Genomic DNA, 14,429 nt, shown 5'->3' with positions numbered 1-14,429 from the left:
ACATCCAAGACGAATACGGTCACGGCCCTCGGGAGGGTTACACCACTCTATGGGGCACTACTAGCTCAACGCGTGCGATACCACCGGACAAGGGCTGTGTCCTACCCTCCGGATAGGCTGAAATCATCAACATGTGATCCGCGCCTACCGTGCGCGAAGGAGACCTCAAAATGACCGATCAGACACCGTCGCTGACACCACCCCCAGAGGGTTACGCCGAGTGGCTGGCCGAGGTGAAGAGGCGCGTGTATCAGGCACAGCAACGGGCTGCCCGCACGGTCAACTCCGAGCTGGTGATGCTCTATTGGGGCCTCGGCAACGACATTCTGGAGCGCCAACGCTATCAGGGCTGGGGTGCGAAAGTCATCGACAAGCTGGCCCATGACCTGCGCACCGCGTTCCCTGACATGAAGGGGTTCTCCCCACGGAACTTGAAGTACATGCGCGCGTTCGCGGCCGCGTGGCCAGACGAGGCAATTGTGCAAGAGGTGCTTGCACAATTGCCCTGGTACCACCAGGTAACCCTGCTAGATAAGCTCGATGACCCCAAAACTCGTCGATGGTACGCGGAACAGGCCATCGAGAACGGTTGGTCACGGAACATCCTGGCTGACCAAATAGATACCCGAGCGATCGACCGCTGGGGTGCTGCTGTGACCAACTTCGAGCAGACACTGCCGAAGCCAGACTCAGATCTTGCAGTCCAGTCGCTGAAGGACCCGTACAAGCTGGATTTCCTGGGTCTCGGAAAAGAGGCCGAAGAGCGCGCCATTGAGTCAGCCATGATCGAGCACGTCGAAGAATTCCTCCTCGAACTCGGCGCAGGCTTCGCCTTCGTTGGCCGCCAAGTCCACATGCAGGTCGGCGACAGCGACTTCTTCATCGACTTGCTCTTTTACCATGTCAAACTGCACCGCTATGTGGTGATCGAGGTCAAGAAAGGGAAGTTCAAACCAGAGCACCTAGGTCAGCTGCGGTTCTACCTCTCAGCCGTGGACGGCGAGGTCGCCACCGACCGCGACGACCCCACTATCGGGCTCCTGTTGTGCGAGACCAGAGACAAGGTTGTCGCTGAATACGCGCTCCAGGACGAGTCCAAGCCGATGGGCGTCTCCGCCTACGAGCTGACCGAGTCACTCCCAGAGGAACTTAAGACCAACCTGCCAAGCATCGAGCAGATTGAGCGGGAACTGGAGAATAACGAGAAGAAACTACATGAGTGAGACACCTGACATACGTCTCCTGTGTCTAAGCAATTATCAGTGACCCTGTTACTCAAGACCGTCCAGTCTCCTGTTTGAGTAACTGATTCGTGGTCGGGATAGCCGGATTTGAACCGACGACCTTCCGTCCCCCAGACGGACGCGCTACCAAGCTGCGCTATATCCCGTAGCAGCGCTCCGGAAGCCGATCACCGGCCGGAGCACCGGAACAGTCTACATCATTCCGGCACCCGATATGGCACAGCCTGGGACCCTCCCTGACCAGGGGCGGGGGGGCGTCGTCGTGCCTTGAATCTTTGACAGCCCGAAGCCTCCTGTAACCAAACCGTGATTGAACCCCGGTGCGGATTTCCACCGATCCCACTTCAGGGATGGTTACCGTTGCCCTATGCACCTGCGCCTTCCCCTGATTGCGGGTGTGCCCGGACGAGCCTCAGTGGCTGCCCTGACTGTGGCCCTGCTGGCCTCCGGCTGCACACCCAACTTCCATGCACCTGACCCTGCCCAGATCCAGCCGGCCAGCGCCGCTGAGGCCCTGCCGGCTGCCGTGCACAACTCCGCCGACACCACTATGCGCGACGCCGCAACGATCGTGGTTCACCAAGTGGCCGAGTCCCGCCCGCCGGAGCAGACCGTGCCAGCGGGTCAGGTGACAGAGGACGACGCCGCAGAGACCCAGCACTCCCCCACTGACCCTGATCAGGGCGAGGCTGATCCAGCGGAGGCTGAGGCATCGGATGCGAATACCTCCAAGCGCCGGCAGAGCCTGGAGGAATGGTCCTCCTCGCTGACCCGGGCCTATGAGTCCGCTCAGCAGCGCGAGCAGCGTCTGGCTCAGGAGGAGGCTCAGCGTCAGGCAGATGCTGAGGCGGAAGCGGAGGAGCGCCGCCAGGCCGAGCTGGAACAAGAGGAGCAGGATCAGGAGCTAGATCAGGAGCAGGCTGAGGCCGCGCCCGAGCCCGAGCCGGCTCCCGCGCCGGAGCCCCCTGCCCAGACGAATGTGAACTTTGACGGTGATCTCAATGCGCTGCTCGGGCAGCTCGCCGCCCAGCATCCGGGGCAGATCTCGATAAGCGTGCAGGAGCTCGGCGGCCAAAACCGCAGCGCCTCCACTGGCACCGGGAAATCGTTTGTCACCGCCAGCACCTACAAGATCTTTGTGGCCTACAGCATCATCCGGGAAGTAGAGGCCGGTCAACGCGATTGGTCTGATCCCGTGCTTGAGGACCGGGACCTGGCGCAGTGCTTCCAGGACATGATTGTGCTCAGTGACAACCCGTGCCCGGAAAAGCTTGGCCCGGAGATCGGCTGGGGCAACATCTGGGCTGACGCCTCGGCCCAGGGTGCCGGAAACACCCGGGGCGGAGAGGGCGGCATTCGCACAAATGCCCAGGACCTGACGAACTTCATGTCCAACCTGGGCGCAGGAAACCTCGCAATGAGCGGACCCGGTCATGACCGGCTGCGCAACGCTCTGGCGGCGAATGTGCACCGAGAGGGGATCCCGGCCGGCTCCGCCGGGCAGGTGCTGAACAAGCCCGGCTTCATCAACGGGAACCTGCATGACACCGCGATCGTGCACCACCCCTCTGGCACCTATGTGCTGACCATCCTGACTCAGGGCTCCAGCTGGTCCTCGGTAGCGGCGATCACCAGGGACATCGAGACTGCCCTCTACGGGTGATTCCGGGTCTGCTGACATCCCATGTCAGCTGCCCGTGACCGTTGTCCACAAGGGTGAACCGTGGAAGACTCAGAGACGTTCCGCCATTATCGCCGCTGACACAAAGGAGATAGCTGATGAGTATCCTCGGATGGCTGCTGCTGGGCCTGATCGCCGGAGCAATCGCACGGGCAATCCTGCCCGGTGACCAGAAGGGCGGCTGCCTGGTCACCCTGATTACCGGTGTATTCGGAGCCCTGGTCGGCGGCTGGATCGCCTCGGCCATCTTCGGCGTCAATGTCAACGACAGCTTCTTTGACCTCGGCACCTGGATTTTTGCAATCCTCGGAGGCCTGATTGTGGCATTCATCTGGCAGGCCATCACCCGCAACCGTGGGCGCGCGGAGTAGCGGAGCGGTGGAGTAACGCAATAGTGGAGTAGCGAAGCCGTGAAGTAGCGCCAGCCGGCAACCATTGCCTCGGGCAACGATCATGCCACACAATGGTTATGTGACTTCGGTTACATGATCACTCAGTTACCTGACTCCGAGGATATCCATATGCCTGCACCATTACGCGGCTTCACCGCACTCGCCCTTGCCTCATTCCTGGCTTTCACCGGATTTGCACCGGCTGCCCACGCCGATGTGGAACCCACTGTGGAACCAACACTCAGCACTGCTGAGGACCAGGCCGAAGACCTGGCAGAAGAATCCGAAAGGCCCGAGGAGCAGGGGGTAGAAACCTCCCTGACCATGGACGTTTCACCTACCGAGCTGGCTCCGGGCGATCAATACCAGGTTGAAGGTGAGTTCACCGCCGAAGGCGTGGATATCACTGGCACCGAGGTCGGTTTCGTAGTCGGTGAGGAACTGGACGAAAACGGCAATGTCGTCGGCGAGACCCTCTTCAACTACCCGTTCGAGATCAACAGCGGATGGTACCGCTTCTGGAGCCATGCCCCTGAAGCCTGGGCCTCCCACGACACCACATACATCCAGGCCGTGTACGAGGAGACTCAGGCAGAAGGCGTGACCGTACCCGCCACCTACTCCCCCGCTGTCGGCATCACCGTCGTAGAGCAGGATCCCGAGCCTCAGACCTTCCATGTGACCACCTGGGCACGGACCGCCACCGGTGACCGTGTGCTGCGCGGGCTCGACCACCGGGTGACTGCACAGATCCGACCTCGAGATGATTTCGACTTCAGCTTGGCGGATGTTGAGGTACTCGACGGCACCCTGGAGTTCATCTCAGGGAACGCGATCAACTCTGGTGATGTGCTCAGCACTTTGGACATTGCCGATGCCGTCGCCGACGGTAGTGCAGAAATCGTCAATGGGATCCTCTACGTGGACCACTGGGTCAGCACCGCGCAGATGCCGCTGACCAGCACCAACCGTCCCGTCTGGGTGCGACTCGTCGAGGGGAGCTCCACTCAGCTGGCTCAGGCTCCCAACGTTGCGCCCAGCAACGGAACGTTGCGTGTCTCAGATCCGGCAATCATAGCCAGCAACGCAGGCGCCGCTGAAGGCGATGACGCCACCATCACAGTGAGTCTGGACATTCCTGAGGACTATCCCCACCGTCCGGTGGGCGGGCAGATCGGGGTTTACGCCTCCACCAGCTCTGCTGCAGAACAGATCAGCGTCAGCGATGTGGATGATGAGACCTTCACCGCAGAAGTGACTATCCCGGCTGAGCGCCTCAGTCCCGGCACCAATGGAGTCTTCCAACTGCGTCATATCAATTCCGAACGGTTCGCTGAGACCACCCGGAATGTGTCTGTCCACGTGTTCACCGAGGTCCAGGCGAGCACCCCGACTCCCGAAATCCAGCTTGGGGAAGGTGAAACCCACGCCACCGACGTTGAGATCGAGGCTGTCATGGAGTTCGAGCCCGGCTCCTGGCCGGCAGGGAGTTGGAGTCCTCGCGGAGACTTCTACCTGTACTCCTCTGAAGGTGGAGAGCCTCTCGAGGATCTGGGTATCACCGGCTACACCGAGACCGACCATTCGGCCACGATGGCGATCGATGAGCTGCCAGTCGGTGAGCACGAGTTCATGGTGCTCTACCATGACAACCACACGGGGACTGTCAACCAGAACGGCACTGGCTATCAGGGATGGTCCAACCCCGTGACTGTGACTGTGACTGAATCCGAACAGGATCCGGTTGAGGTCTCCCTGCAGATGCCGTTCTACACCGCGGAGCACGCGGAGCTGCGCGGCCTGGACAATGAGGTTGAGGTGACCATCAACCTGCCCGAGGACGCGGTGCTTCCTGAGGACCTCGACGGCACTATAGAGGTGTACACCGTGACACCCGGCACCCCGGCCATCGGTTCTGCCGAGATCACCTCCTTGGATGAACCGATCACGGTAACGATTTCTACCGAAAGCTTCCGCACCGATCGGGTCTCAGAGAACATCCGGGCACGTCTGGTGGACTCCACCACCCTGACCGCTGAGCCCAGCGGTCTTCGGCTGCTCTACGTGTTCGACCCGGCGGTAACTGTGACCCCCGAGGAGCAGAACATCTACGACGACGCCGACTTCGCCACGGTCACCGCCGAGCTGGCCATCCCGGACCGGTACGACTATCAGGAGCGCTACCCCGAGGGCATTCCCGCCGACTACCCGCATGACCTCTCCGGAACCATCGAGGTGCGGGAACTGCGCAGCGCCTCCGGCGGAGAACTTTTCGCCAGCGCTTCGCTTGACACCGAAACCCGCTCGGCTGAGCTGGAGATCCCCGTTGCAGATCTGGAGCTCGGGGAGAACACACTCTGGGCCCGACTGGTGGACGCCCCCAGTTTCGGCGAGAACTACATCACTCGGGAGAATCCGTTCACCATCACTGTGGAGGAGGCCCCTGAGCCCGAACCGGAGCATCCGGCCTGGGATTCCGCCACGGTGTACACCGGCGGAGAGATCGTGGAATACCAGGGCCGGGTCTTTGAGGCTCTGTGGTGGACCCGGAACCAGGAGCCCGGGGCCTCCCCGTACAGTGCCTGGTCCGAGATCGGCGCTCCCACCGAGTGCGAATCCGGCACGTACCCGGCCTGGGCTGCAAGCACCGAGTTCCGGGGCGGAGAAACAGTAGTGCACGAGGGCACCATCTATACTGCCAAGTGGTACAGCCGCAATCAGGAGCCCGGGGACCAGTGGGGTCCCTGGGAGGACGGCGGCAACTGCTGATCTGAACCGTTCAAGCAGCACTGATGTGGCGGCTCACCCTCCGGGGTGGGCCGCCACTCTTCACGGCGATGCTGAGCAGCGAGCTCGGAGTCGAGGCGGAGGTCAGCGGCGCTTGCGCTTCTCCCGTACGCGCATCTGCACCTCGATGGGGGTTCCGGTGAAGTCGAAGGTCTCACGCAGCCGGCGGGTGATGAACCGCCGGTAGCCCGGGTCCAGGAACCCGGTGGTGAACAGCACAAACTTGGGCGGGCGGGTCGCGGGCTGAGTGCCGAACAGGATCCGGGGCTGCTTGCCGCCGCGCACCGGATGCGGGTGCGCGGCCACCAGCTCGCCCAGGAAGGCGTTGAGCCGGCCGGTGGGGATCCGCTGCTCCCAGTTCTCCAGGGAACGGGACAGCGCAGGCGCCAGTTTGTCCTTATGCCAGCCGGTCATCGCTGAGACGTTGACCCGCGGCGCCCAGGCCACATGTGCCAGGTCGCGTTCGATCTCCCGCTCCAGGTAGTAGCGGCGCTCCTCATCCAACAGGTCCCATTTGTTGTAGGCCAGCACCAGGGCGCGCCCGGCATCCAGTGCCATCTGCACGATCCGGATGTCCTGCTCACTGACCGGCTCGTCCACGGCCAGCAGCACCACCGCCACCTCGGCCTTGTCCAGGGCCCGCTGGGTGCGCAGCATCGCATAGTACTCCGAGCCGGATGCCATATGCTGCCGGCGGCGGATACCAGCAGTGTCCACGAACCGCCACTCCTCACCGCCCAGGGTCACCAGCTCATCCACCGGGTCACGGGTTGTGCCGGCCACATTGTCCACCACCACACGCTCGGCACCGGCGAGCTTATTCAGCAGCGATGACTTGCCCACATTGGGCCGTCCCACCAGCGCCACTCGGCGCGGTCCGCCCAGGGGCACCAGGCCCCCGTGCTGAGCAGTCTCGGGAAGGAGCTTCAAGGCGGCATCGAGCAGGTCTCCGGTGCCGGTGCCGTGCAGGGCCGAAACCGGATAGGGCTCGCCCAGGCCCAGGTTCCACAGCGGATAGACCTCAGACATCTGAGCAGAAGAGTCGATCTTATTGGCCGCCAACAGCACCGGCTTCTTCTTCCGGCGCAGCATCTTCACCACGGCCTCATCCACTGCTGTGGCCCCGACCAGCCCGTCGAGGACAAAGATCACCGCATCAGCCTCATCCACTGCGAGCTCGGCCTGTTCCGCCACCCGCTTGTGGATGCCTTTGGCATCAGCCTCCCAACCGCCGGTGTCCACCAGGGTGAAATCCCGTCCGTTCCACTCTGCAGGATAGGAGACCCGGTCCCGGGTGACCCCGGGGACATCCTCCACCACTGCCTCGCGGGACCGGATGATCCGGTTGACCAGGGTGGATTTGCCCACATTGGGCCGTCCCACGATGGCAAGCACCGGCGGGGCGGGCACATAGGGCAACCCGGCGGCGTCGTCCTCTGCATCCTCCAGCAGGGCGGCGTCAGCGTCATCGAGCTCGTAGTCCTGCAGGCCGGCACGCAGCGCTGCAGCGCGGGCCTCGGCCTCCTCCTCGGTGATCTCGGCCAGGCGAGCGGCCAACCGGTCCTCATCACCGGTGGGCACGTACTCCTCAGGCCCCTGGGCATCCCTACTCATCAGGCGCCAGCTCCCTGGGCCTGCTCCACGCGGCCGATCAGTGAGTTCACGGTCTCTTCAAAGGTGAGGTCGGAGGAATCCAGCACAGCCACGCCGTCGGCAGCCTCGGTGAAGTTGCTGGCCGTGGAGTCCTTCTTATCGCGCTCTAACACCTGGCGCTTGAGCGCCTCAGCATCCTGGGTCCCGCCCAGCTGAGCGCCGCGGCGGCGCAGCCTGGCCTCCGCAGAGGCGGTCAGCAGCACGCGCACCTGCGCATCGGGGGCCACCACGGTGGTGATGTCGCGGCCTTCGGCCACAATGAATCCGGCCTCATCAATGATCCGGCGCTGCGCAGCCACCAACAGGGTGCGGGCCCGGCGGTTGGTGGCCACCTCGGAGACCTTCTCGGAGATGCGCGGCTCGCGGATCTCTGCGCTGATATCGGCCTGCCCCACGGTGATGGTCTGGTGCTGCGGGTCGGTGGAGATGGTCAACGGCAGCTCCTCCACTGCCAGGGCCACGGCATCCTCATCGTCAAGGTCCACCTGCTGGTCCAGGCAGTACCAGGTGGCCGCCCGGTACATGGCACCGGTGTCCAGGTAGGCAGCACCCAGCTGGGTGGCGGCGGCACGGCAGACGCTGGACTTCCCGGAGCCGGAGGGTCCGTCCACCGCGATCACCAGGCGCGGTTGGCGCACCTGGGGCGGGCGCGCTCCCGGCGCAGCCTCATCGGTGTGTGTGCTCAATGCAGTACTACCTTCCATCCCATTTCAGTCAGCGCCTGGGCCAGCTCGTCACGGCGGCCGGGCAGCACTGACACCTCCAACATACCCACTTGGTGTCCGGCCGAGTGCTCCATACGCAGATCCTCCACGTTGACACCCACTTTCCCGACGTCGTTGAGCACCGCGGAGATCTGCCCGGGCCGATCGTCAACAATAACAGTGACCACTGAGAAGGACTGCGGCGGGGCCCCGTGCTTGCCGGGCACCCGCGCCACCCCGGCATTGCCCTCAGCGATCAGCTGGGCAATATCGGCCTGCCCGCCGGGGGCTGCGGGGTCTTCCAAGGTGCTGATCAGCCGCTCCACGTCCTCGCGCAGCCCGTGGAGGATCTCCACCAGGGGGCGGGAATTGGCCGAGAGGATCTGCACCCACAGATTGGGATCACTGGCCGCGATCCGGGTGACATCCCGCAGGCCGTTGCCGGAGAGCGCCAGCGCCCCAGCCTCCGCATCCTGCAGGCGGGAGGCCACCAGCGAGGCCGCCACCTGCGGCAGGTGGGAGATCAGAGCCACCGACTCATCATGCTTAACCGCGTCCATCCGGTGCACACTGGCACCTAGGGTCTGCGCCAGGTTCACTGCGGCCTGCACTGCAGCGGCCGCGGAATCCTGGTGCGGGCAGATCACCCAGGGCATTGAGGTGAACAGCTCCCCACGGGCAGCCACCGGCCCGGACTGCTCACGCCCGGCCATCGGGTGGGTGCCCACGTACCGGGTCAGATGCTCCCGGGTGAGGGGGGCGGCGTTGTCGGCTGTCATGTTGACCAGATCGGTGAGGATTGCCGCTTTCACCGAGGCGATATCCAGTACGACGCCGCCGGGGAACCTCAGCAGGGCATCAGCCACCTCGGCTGCGGTCACCTCCGGCGGGGCGGCGATGATGATCAGGTCCGGATCGGTTCCCTGCTCCGGCTGCCAGATGGTTCCGGCCCCGATGTCCTGGGCGATCCGCTGGGCAGTGGGTGAGGGGTCCGAGAGCTGCACCTGGTGCCCGGCCTTCCGCAGGCCGAGTCCGATGCTGGCGCCCAGCAGTCCGGTGCCCCGGATGAGCACAGCAAGCTTGGCCGGCTCAACCACGGGAGCCCTCCCCTGCCGCTGCACCGCTGGCCAGATCCTGCAGGTGCCCGATCTCCTGGAGCTCGAGCTCGCGCAGCGTGCCCTGGGGCTGATCCCCGATGACGATCTTGCCGATGGCGGTGCGCACCAGCCTGGTCACCGGGTGGCCCACATGTTCCAGCATCCGCCGCACGATCCGGTTGCGCCCGGAGTGCAGAGTGATCTCCACCATGGTGCGGTTTCCAGTGGAGCCCACCACCCAGGCCCGGTCCGCGGCGATCGGACCGTCTTCGAGCTCGATCCCGTTCTGCAGCTGCTTGGCAGTCTTGACGCTCAGCTCACCCTGCACCTCGGCCAGGTAGGTCTTGGGGACCTCGTAGCGCGGGTGGGTGAGCCTGTTGGTGAGCTCGCCGTCATTGGTCAGCAGCAGCAGGCCCTCGGTCTCATAGTCCAGCCGGCCCACATGCACCAGACGGGCCGCGCGCATCTGACGGTCCAGGAAGTCGCCCACGCAGCGCCGGCCCTCGGGGTCATGCATAGTGGTCATGACCTTGGCAGGTTTATTGAACATCACGTATCGGTGGGTGACCTCCAGGGTGACCCGGACTCCGTCCACATGGATGGTCACCGACTGCGGGTCCACGCGCACCCCGGGCTCCACAATGACCTTGCCGTCCACCGCAACCCGGCCCTCAGCAATGAGGTCCTCACAGACTCGGCGGGAGGCGACCCCGGCCTGGGCCAGGACCTTCTGCAGGCGCACGCCGTCCTCGGTGTGCACAGCCTGGAAGTTGGCCTCGGCCTCGTCCGCACGGATCTTGGTGGGCTTGGGCTGGGCGGAGATCAGCCGTTCGGGTTTAGCATCTGCGAACGGCCCGCCCTCGGAGCCCGGTTTGGGGGTACGGGCGGCCCGGTTGGCCCTCGGTGCCGACTTCCTGGGCCCGCGCTTACCCTGAAAACTCATGCGGATCATCCTACCGGCCAGTCTCAGCGCTATCTGTCATGTACCTATCGGTCCTTCATGCACCTATAGGGCCATGACTTCCCGATAACCACATGAAAACCAGGGGCTCATGCCATGCGGGGCACTCCGGCACGAGTAAGCAGCTCAATCAATCGTCTGCAGTGCGGCTCCATCAGGTCTTCCCAGTAGATCCGCACCACGGTTCGGCGGGTACTGCGAATGGCGTCCTCACGGATCTTTTCCTGCTTATACACCTCGTCAAAGGTCGAATTCTCCATCCGGTACTTCAACCAGCCGTCAAACTCGACGACGACTCCGACCGCCTCCCAGCAGAAATCGAGTCGGTAAGCCTTATTGTGGACCTGCAGGGTGACCTGCAGCTGTGGCGGAGCAAAACCCAGCTCATGGAACCGCACCCGGGCCAGAGATTCTCCGGGGGACTCCGAAAGTGGAGACGCAAAGTGGAGCAGCCTTTTGAGATACTGCCGCCTGCGCGCGCTCAGCTGAACATCTGCGATCTCTCCCAGTTGGGCCACATCCAGCGGAGCCCGGGCAGGTGCTCCGTGCAGCGCGGCGTCCAGGAGGACCACAGCACCGGCAAACGGTAACCGCACAGCGGTATCAACCAGGCTCAGTGCCAACGGTTCCACATTGACCACCAGATTTTCTTGGACCTCAGATCCCGCCGCCGGAGTTGGGAGATCCAACCCCTGCTTCTCACTCTGGGTCAAGCCCCCGCTGTCCAGATGCCGCGCAGTGTCGAATCCACGCAAGGCATAGGGCGGAACTTCGGTCTCGTCGATCACTCCGGCCAGCCGGGCACGCCGCAGGAATTCCGCCTTGGATACGGAGCCCGTCAGCGGAGTTTGGCGACTGGTCCGAACCGACCCTCTGCTCGCGACTCGAAGGTGAATCTGCCGCGGCACCGCCAGCAGCGGAAGTCCGTGAATGCTGAGCGCAGATTCACGACAGAACACGGCATTGGGGTTCTGCAGGCTCTCGGCGGCAACAGCGAGCCGGTAGCGTTCCGAAGGGTGACTCCGCAGCCATACCTCTGCCGGCACATAGACGCCGCGGCGCAGCCGCAGCATCTTACCGCGGCGCATAGCCTCCGAGAGAGCGTCAGATGAATGGCTGCCATCCTGCAAAGGACACGCTACGCGCAGCAGGCTTGCCGGCTGTTGAGAATCCATAGTCCCCAGCATTGCCTGCTTCTGAAACTTCTGCAGAGACAATCCACACCCCTGTGGATAACCTCAGAGAAGCTCAGCCTCCGCCACTCCCAGCGCCAGTAGTCATGTAGCTATCTGCATTTCATGCACCTATAGGGCCATGATTTCCCGATAACCCCATGAGAAGCAGCCAGAGGGGTCAGACTGCCGAAGCGTCATCCTCAAGGTCCTCCACCCCCGGCAGGTGGGGGCTGAGCTTGGGCAGGTCCTCAATCGAGTCCAGTCCCAACCGTTCCAGGAACTCCGCGGTGGTGACGTAGAGGGTGGCCCCGGTGACCGGATCGGTGCCGGCGGTATCCAGCAGGCCCCGCTGAACCAGGGTGCGCACCACCCCGTCCACATTGACCCCGCGGATGGCGGAGACCGCTGAGCGCGCCACCGGCTGCCGGTAGGCGATCACGGCCAGAGTCTCCAGAGCCGCCGGGGAGAGCCGTGAGGTCTGCCCGCCCAGCACAAAGGCCGAGACCTGCTCCGCGTAGCGGGCCCGGGAGTAGTAGCGCCAGCCCCCGGCCACCTCGCGCAGCTCATAGCCGCGCTGCCGCGGCGCACCGGCCGGGGCGTCCCCGGGCCAGTTCTCAGTCACCCCGTCAGCCTCGGCGCGCAGTTCATCCAGCAGTGCTTGGACCTGATGCTGAGGCAGGCTGACTGCAGTGGCCAGCTCAGCGGGGCTCACCGGTTCTTCCGCGACCATCAGCACCGCTTCCACCGCGGCAAGATAGTCCTCATGGGAGACCAGCTGCGAGGAGCCGGCCTCCTCCAGGGCAGGGTTGCCCTGCGCTCCGGAATTGCCGCTGGGTTGTTCAGCCATCTCTGCTCTCCTGACCCGAGGTGCTCTTCCCCGCTGCGTCGCCCTCGCCTTCATCCCACTCTGCAGCGGCCCGGTCCAGGGCGTCCTGGGAGGTGCCGGCCTGCCCGGACCAGGTGACCAGCAGCTCGCCGAGCGGGACCTGCTGGTCGAACTCCACTGAACGGTCTCGGAAGAGCTCCAGCAGGCCTAAGAAGCGCACCACCACAACCAGCCGGCTCTCCGCGCCAGCCACCAACTCGGTGAAGCTGCACCGGCCTGCGGCGCGCAGCTGCTCGGTCATCGCGGCCATCTCGGCGCGCACATTCACCGCTGCGGCGTGCAGATGCGCCAGGCCCACCTCATCGGGTTCGGCCTGGCGGCGGGCCAAGGCCCGCTCGGCAAGTGCTTTGAGATCCTCAGCGGTGGTGTTCCACACCAACTCGGGGAGCAGATTGGCCATATCGGGATGAGCTCCGGGGCGCCGGGCGAACCGGCCGGCATTCTCCGCGGCGGCGGCACCCATCTGATCAGCGATCTGCTTAAAGGCCTTGTACTGCAACAGCCGGGCGAAAAGCAGGTCCCGTGCCTCCAGCGCAGCAATGTCATCCTCAGACTCCACCTGGGAGCCGGGCAGCAGCTGCACCAGTTTCATATCCAGCAAGGTGGCGGCCACGAACACAAAATTGGAGGACTCATCCAGTGCGCGTTGGGCCTCCAGAGTGCGCACATAGGCGATGAATTCTTCAGTGACCTCAGCCAGTGCCACTTTGGTGACATCCATCCTGCGCTTGGCGATCAGTCCCAGCAGCAGGTCGAACGGCCCGTCAAAGCCGTCCAGACTCACGGTGAAGCCAGAGCGGATCTCCTGGCCCTGGTCATCAAGTGCTACGTGGCCCTGGTCGGCTGCCGGATCGGCGGTCTCTGCCAGAGCAGGCTCAACCACTACGGAGCCCCTCCTCGAGCAATCAGCTCCCGGGCCAGTTGGCGGTAGGCTTTGGCGCCCTCGTGCTTGGCTGCGTAATTGGTGATCGGCTCCGCGGCCACCGTGGCGTCGGGGAACTTCACCGAGCGTTTGATCACCGTCTCGAAGACCTTCTCCCCAAAGGCCTCCACGATCCGCTGGATGACCTCTTTGGAGTGGGTGGTGCGCAGATCCACCATAGTGACCAGCACCCCGTCGATTTCCAGGTCCGGGTTGATCCGGTCCTGGACCTTCTCAATGGTGTCCTTCAACAGGGCCACCGCGCGCAGGGCGAAGAACTCGGCCACCAGTGGGATCACCACCCCGTGGGCGGCAGTCAGCGCGTTGACCGTCAGCAGCCCCAGCGAGGGCTGGCAGTCGATGAGGATCACATCGTAGTCGTTGCGGACTTTGCGCAGGGCCCGTTCCAGCACCTGTTCGCGGCCCACCTCGGTGACCAGCTGCACCTCCGCGGCGGAGAGGTCGATATTGGCCGGCAGCAGGTCCATCCCGGGCACATGGGTGGAGACCACGGCGTCGGTGACCTCCACGCCCTTCTCCATGAGCACGTTGTAGACAGTGGTCTCCAGCTCATGGGGGTTGGCGCCCAGACCTGCCGAGAGTGCTCCCTGGGGGTCGAAGTCCACCATGAGCACCCGGCGCCCGTACTCGGCCAGCGCGGCAGCCAGATTGATGGCAGAAGTGGTCTTTCCCACTCCGCCCTTTTGGTTGACCATCGCGATGATCCGGGCTGGGCCGTGGCCGTCCAGGGGCTCCGGCTCGGGAAACTCGTGCTTGGGACGGCCGGTGGGGCCGATGATCGCATCACCATGGATGGTGAAAAGCGTTCGCGGCTGCTCGGCGTTCACGTACGGCCCTCCGGTCTGGTCTGAAGCGACAGCGGTCAATGTTCTGACCAGATTACCCGGTGTGATGTCACGGGCAACC

The 14,429-nt window shown here is 64.1% G+C and carries 12 protein-coding genes and 1 tRNA gene; 4 read left to right on the top strand and 9 right to left on the bottom strand.

The window, feature by feature from the left end; all coding sequences use genetic code 11:
- Positions 1-170: 170 nt before the first annotated feature.
- A complete protein-coding gene (locus GNZ21_RS06350; protein ID WP_157322489.1) occupies positions 171-1,223 on the top strand; it encodes a PDDEXK nuclease domain-containing protein in 1,053 nt (350 codons plus the stop codon).
- A gap of 90 nt (positions 1,224-1,313) precedes the next feature.
- Here the strand turns inward: GNZ21_RS06350 and GNZ21_RS06345 are convergent.
- Positions 1,314-1,390: transfer RNA gene (locus GNZ21_RS06345), tRNA-Pro, on the bottom strand.
- Positions 1,391-1,611: 221 nt separating this feature from the next.
- Between GNZ21_RS06345 and GNZ21_RS06340 the strand changes: the two genes are divergently transcribed.
- From GNZ21_RS06340 to GNZ21_RS06330, 3 genes are all read left to right on the top strand, one after another.
- Positions 1,612-2,907, top strand: a complete 1,296-nt coding sequence (locus GNZ21_RS06340) for a serine hydrolase (protein WP_157322487.1) — start codon at positions 1,612-1,614, stop codon at positions 2,905-2,907.
- A 116-nt stretch (positions 2,908-3,023) separates the two neighbouring features.
- Complete coding sequence (locus tag GNZ21_RS06335; RefSeq protein WP_157322485.1) at positions 3,024-3,296, top strand: GlsB/YeaQ/YmgE family stress response membrane protein; 273 nt, start codon at positions 3,024-3,026, stop codon at positions 3,294-3,296.
- A gap of 150 nt (positions 3,297-3,446) precedes the next feature.
- A complete protein-coding gene (locus tag GNZ21_RS06330) occupies positions 3,447-6,086 on the top strand; it encodes a carbohydrate-binding protein (RefSeq protein ID WP_188503780.1) in 2,640 nt (879 codons plus the stop codon).
- A 102-nt stretch (positions 6,087-6,188) separates the two neighbouring features.
- Here GNZ21_RS06330 and der read toward each other — a convergent pair whose 3' ends face one another.
- The 8 genes from der to GNZ21_RS06290 all read right to left on the bottom strand — a co-directional run bounded on the left by der (position 6,189) and on the right by GNZ21_RS06290 (position 14,350).
- Positions 6,189-7,718 (bottom strand): ribosome biogenesis GTPase Der, encoded by a 1,530-nt coding sequence (der, locus tag GNZ21_RS06325; RefSeq protein WP_157322481.1) that lies wholly within the window; start codon positions 7,716-7,718, stop codon positions 6,189-6,191.
- A complete protein-coding gene (gene cmk, locus GNZ21_RS06320) occupies positions 7,718-8,461 on the bottom strand; it encodes a (d)CMP kinase (RefSeq protein WP_157322479.1) in 744 nt (247 codons plus the stop codon). The genes der and cmk overlap by 1 nt, the downstream gene beginning before the upstream one ends.
- Positions 8,440-9,558 carry a prephenate dehydrogenase gene (locus tag GNZ21_RS06315; protein ID WP_188503781.1) on the bottom strand — a complete coding sequence of 373 codons (1,119 nt, stop codon included), beginning with the start codon at positions 9,556-9,558 and terminating at the stop codon, positions 8,440-8,442. Before GNZ21_RS06315 ends, cmk begins: the two co-directional genes overlap by 22 nt.
- Complete coding sequence (locus tag GNZ21_RS06310; protein ID WP_229659587.1) at positions 9,551-10,501, bottom strand: pseudouridine synthase; 951 nt, start codon at positions 10,499-10,501, stop codon at positions 9,551-9,553. Before GNZ21_RS06310 ends, GNZ21_RS06315 begins: the two co-directional genes overlap by 8 nt.
- 107 nt (positions 10,502-10,608) lie before the next feature.
- Positions 10,609-11,607, bottom strand: a complete 999-nt coding sequence (locus GNZ21_RS06305) for a hypothetical protein (protein WP_157322475.1) — start codon at positions 11,605-11,607, stop codon at positions 10,609-10,611.
- 265 nt (positions 11,608-11,872) lie between these two features.
- Positions 11,873-12,541, bottom strand: coding sequence for an SMC-Scp complex subunit ScpB (gene scpB / locus GNZ21_RS06300; protein WP_157322473.1), 669 nt, complete (start codon positions 12,539-12,541; stop codon positions 11,873-11,875).
- Positions 12,534-13,463 (bottom strand): segregation and condensation protein A, encoded by a 930-nt coding sequence (locus GNZ21_RS06295; RefSeq protein ID WP_229659588.1) that lies wholly within the window; start codon positions 13,461-13,463, stop codon positions 12,534-12,536. The genes scpB and GNZ21_RS06295 overlap by 8 nt, the downstream gene beginning before the upstream one ends.
- A complete protein-coding gene (locus GNZ21_RS06290) occupies positions 13,463-14,350 on the bottom strand; it encodes a ParA family protein (protein WP_188503782.1) in 888 nt (295 codons plus the stop codon). The genes GNZ21_RS06295 and GNZ21_RS06290 overlap by 1 nt, the downstream gene beginning before the upstream one ends.
- Positions 14,351-14,429 lie beyond the last annotated feature (79 nt).

It is taken from the genome of Nesterenkonia alkaliphila, assembly GCF_009758175.1.
GTDB lineage: Bacteria > Actinomycetota > Actinomycetes > Actinomycetales > Micrococcaceae > Nesterenkonia > Nesterenkonia alkaliphila.
The sequence above is the reverse complement of the archived record's forward strand: the minus strand, read 5'-3'. Positions and strand labels throughout refer to the sequence as shown.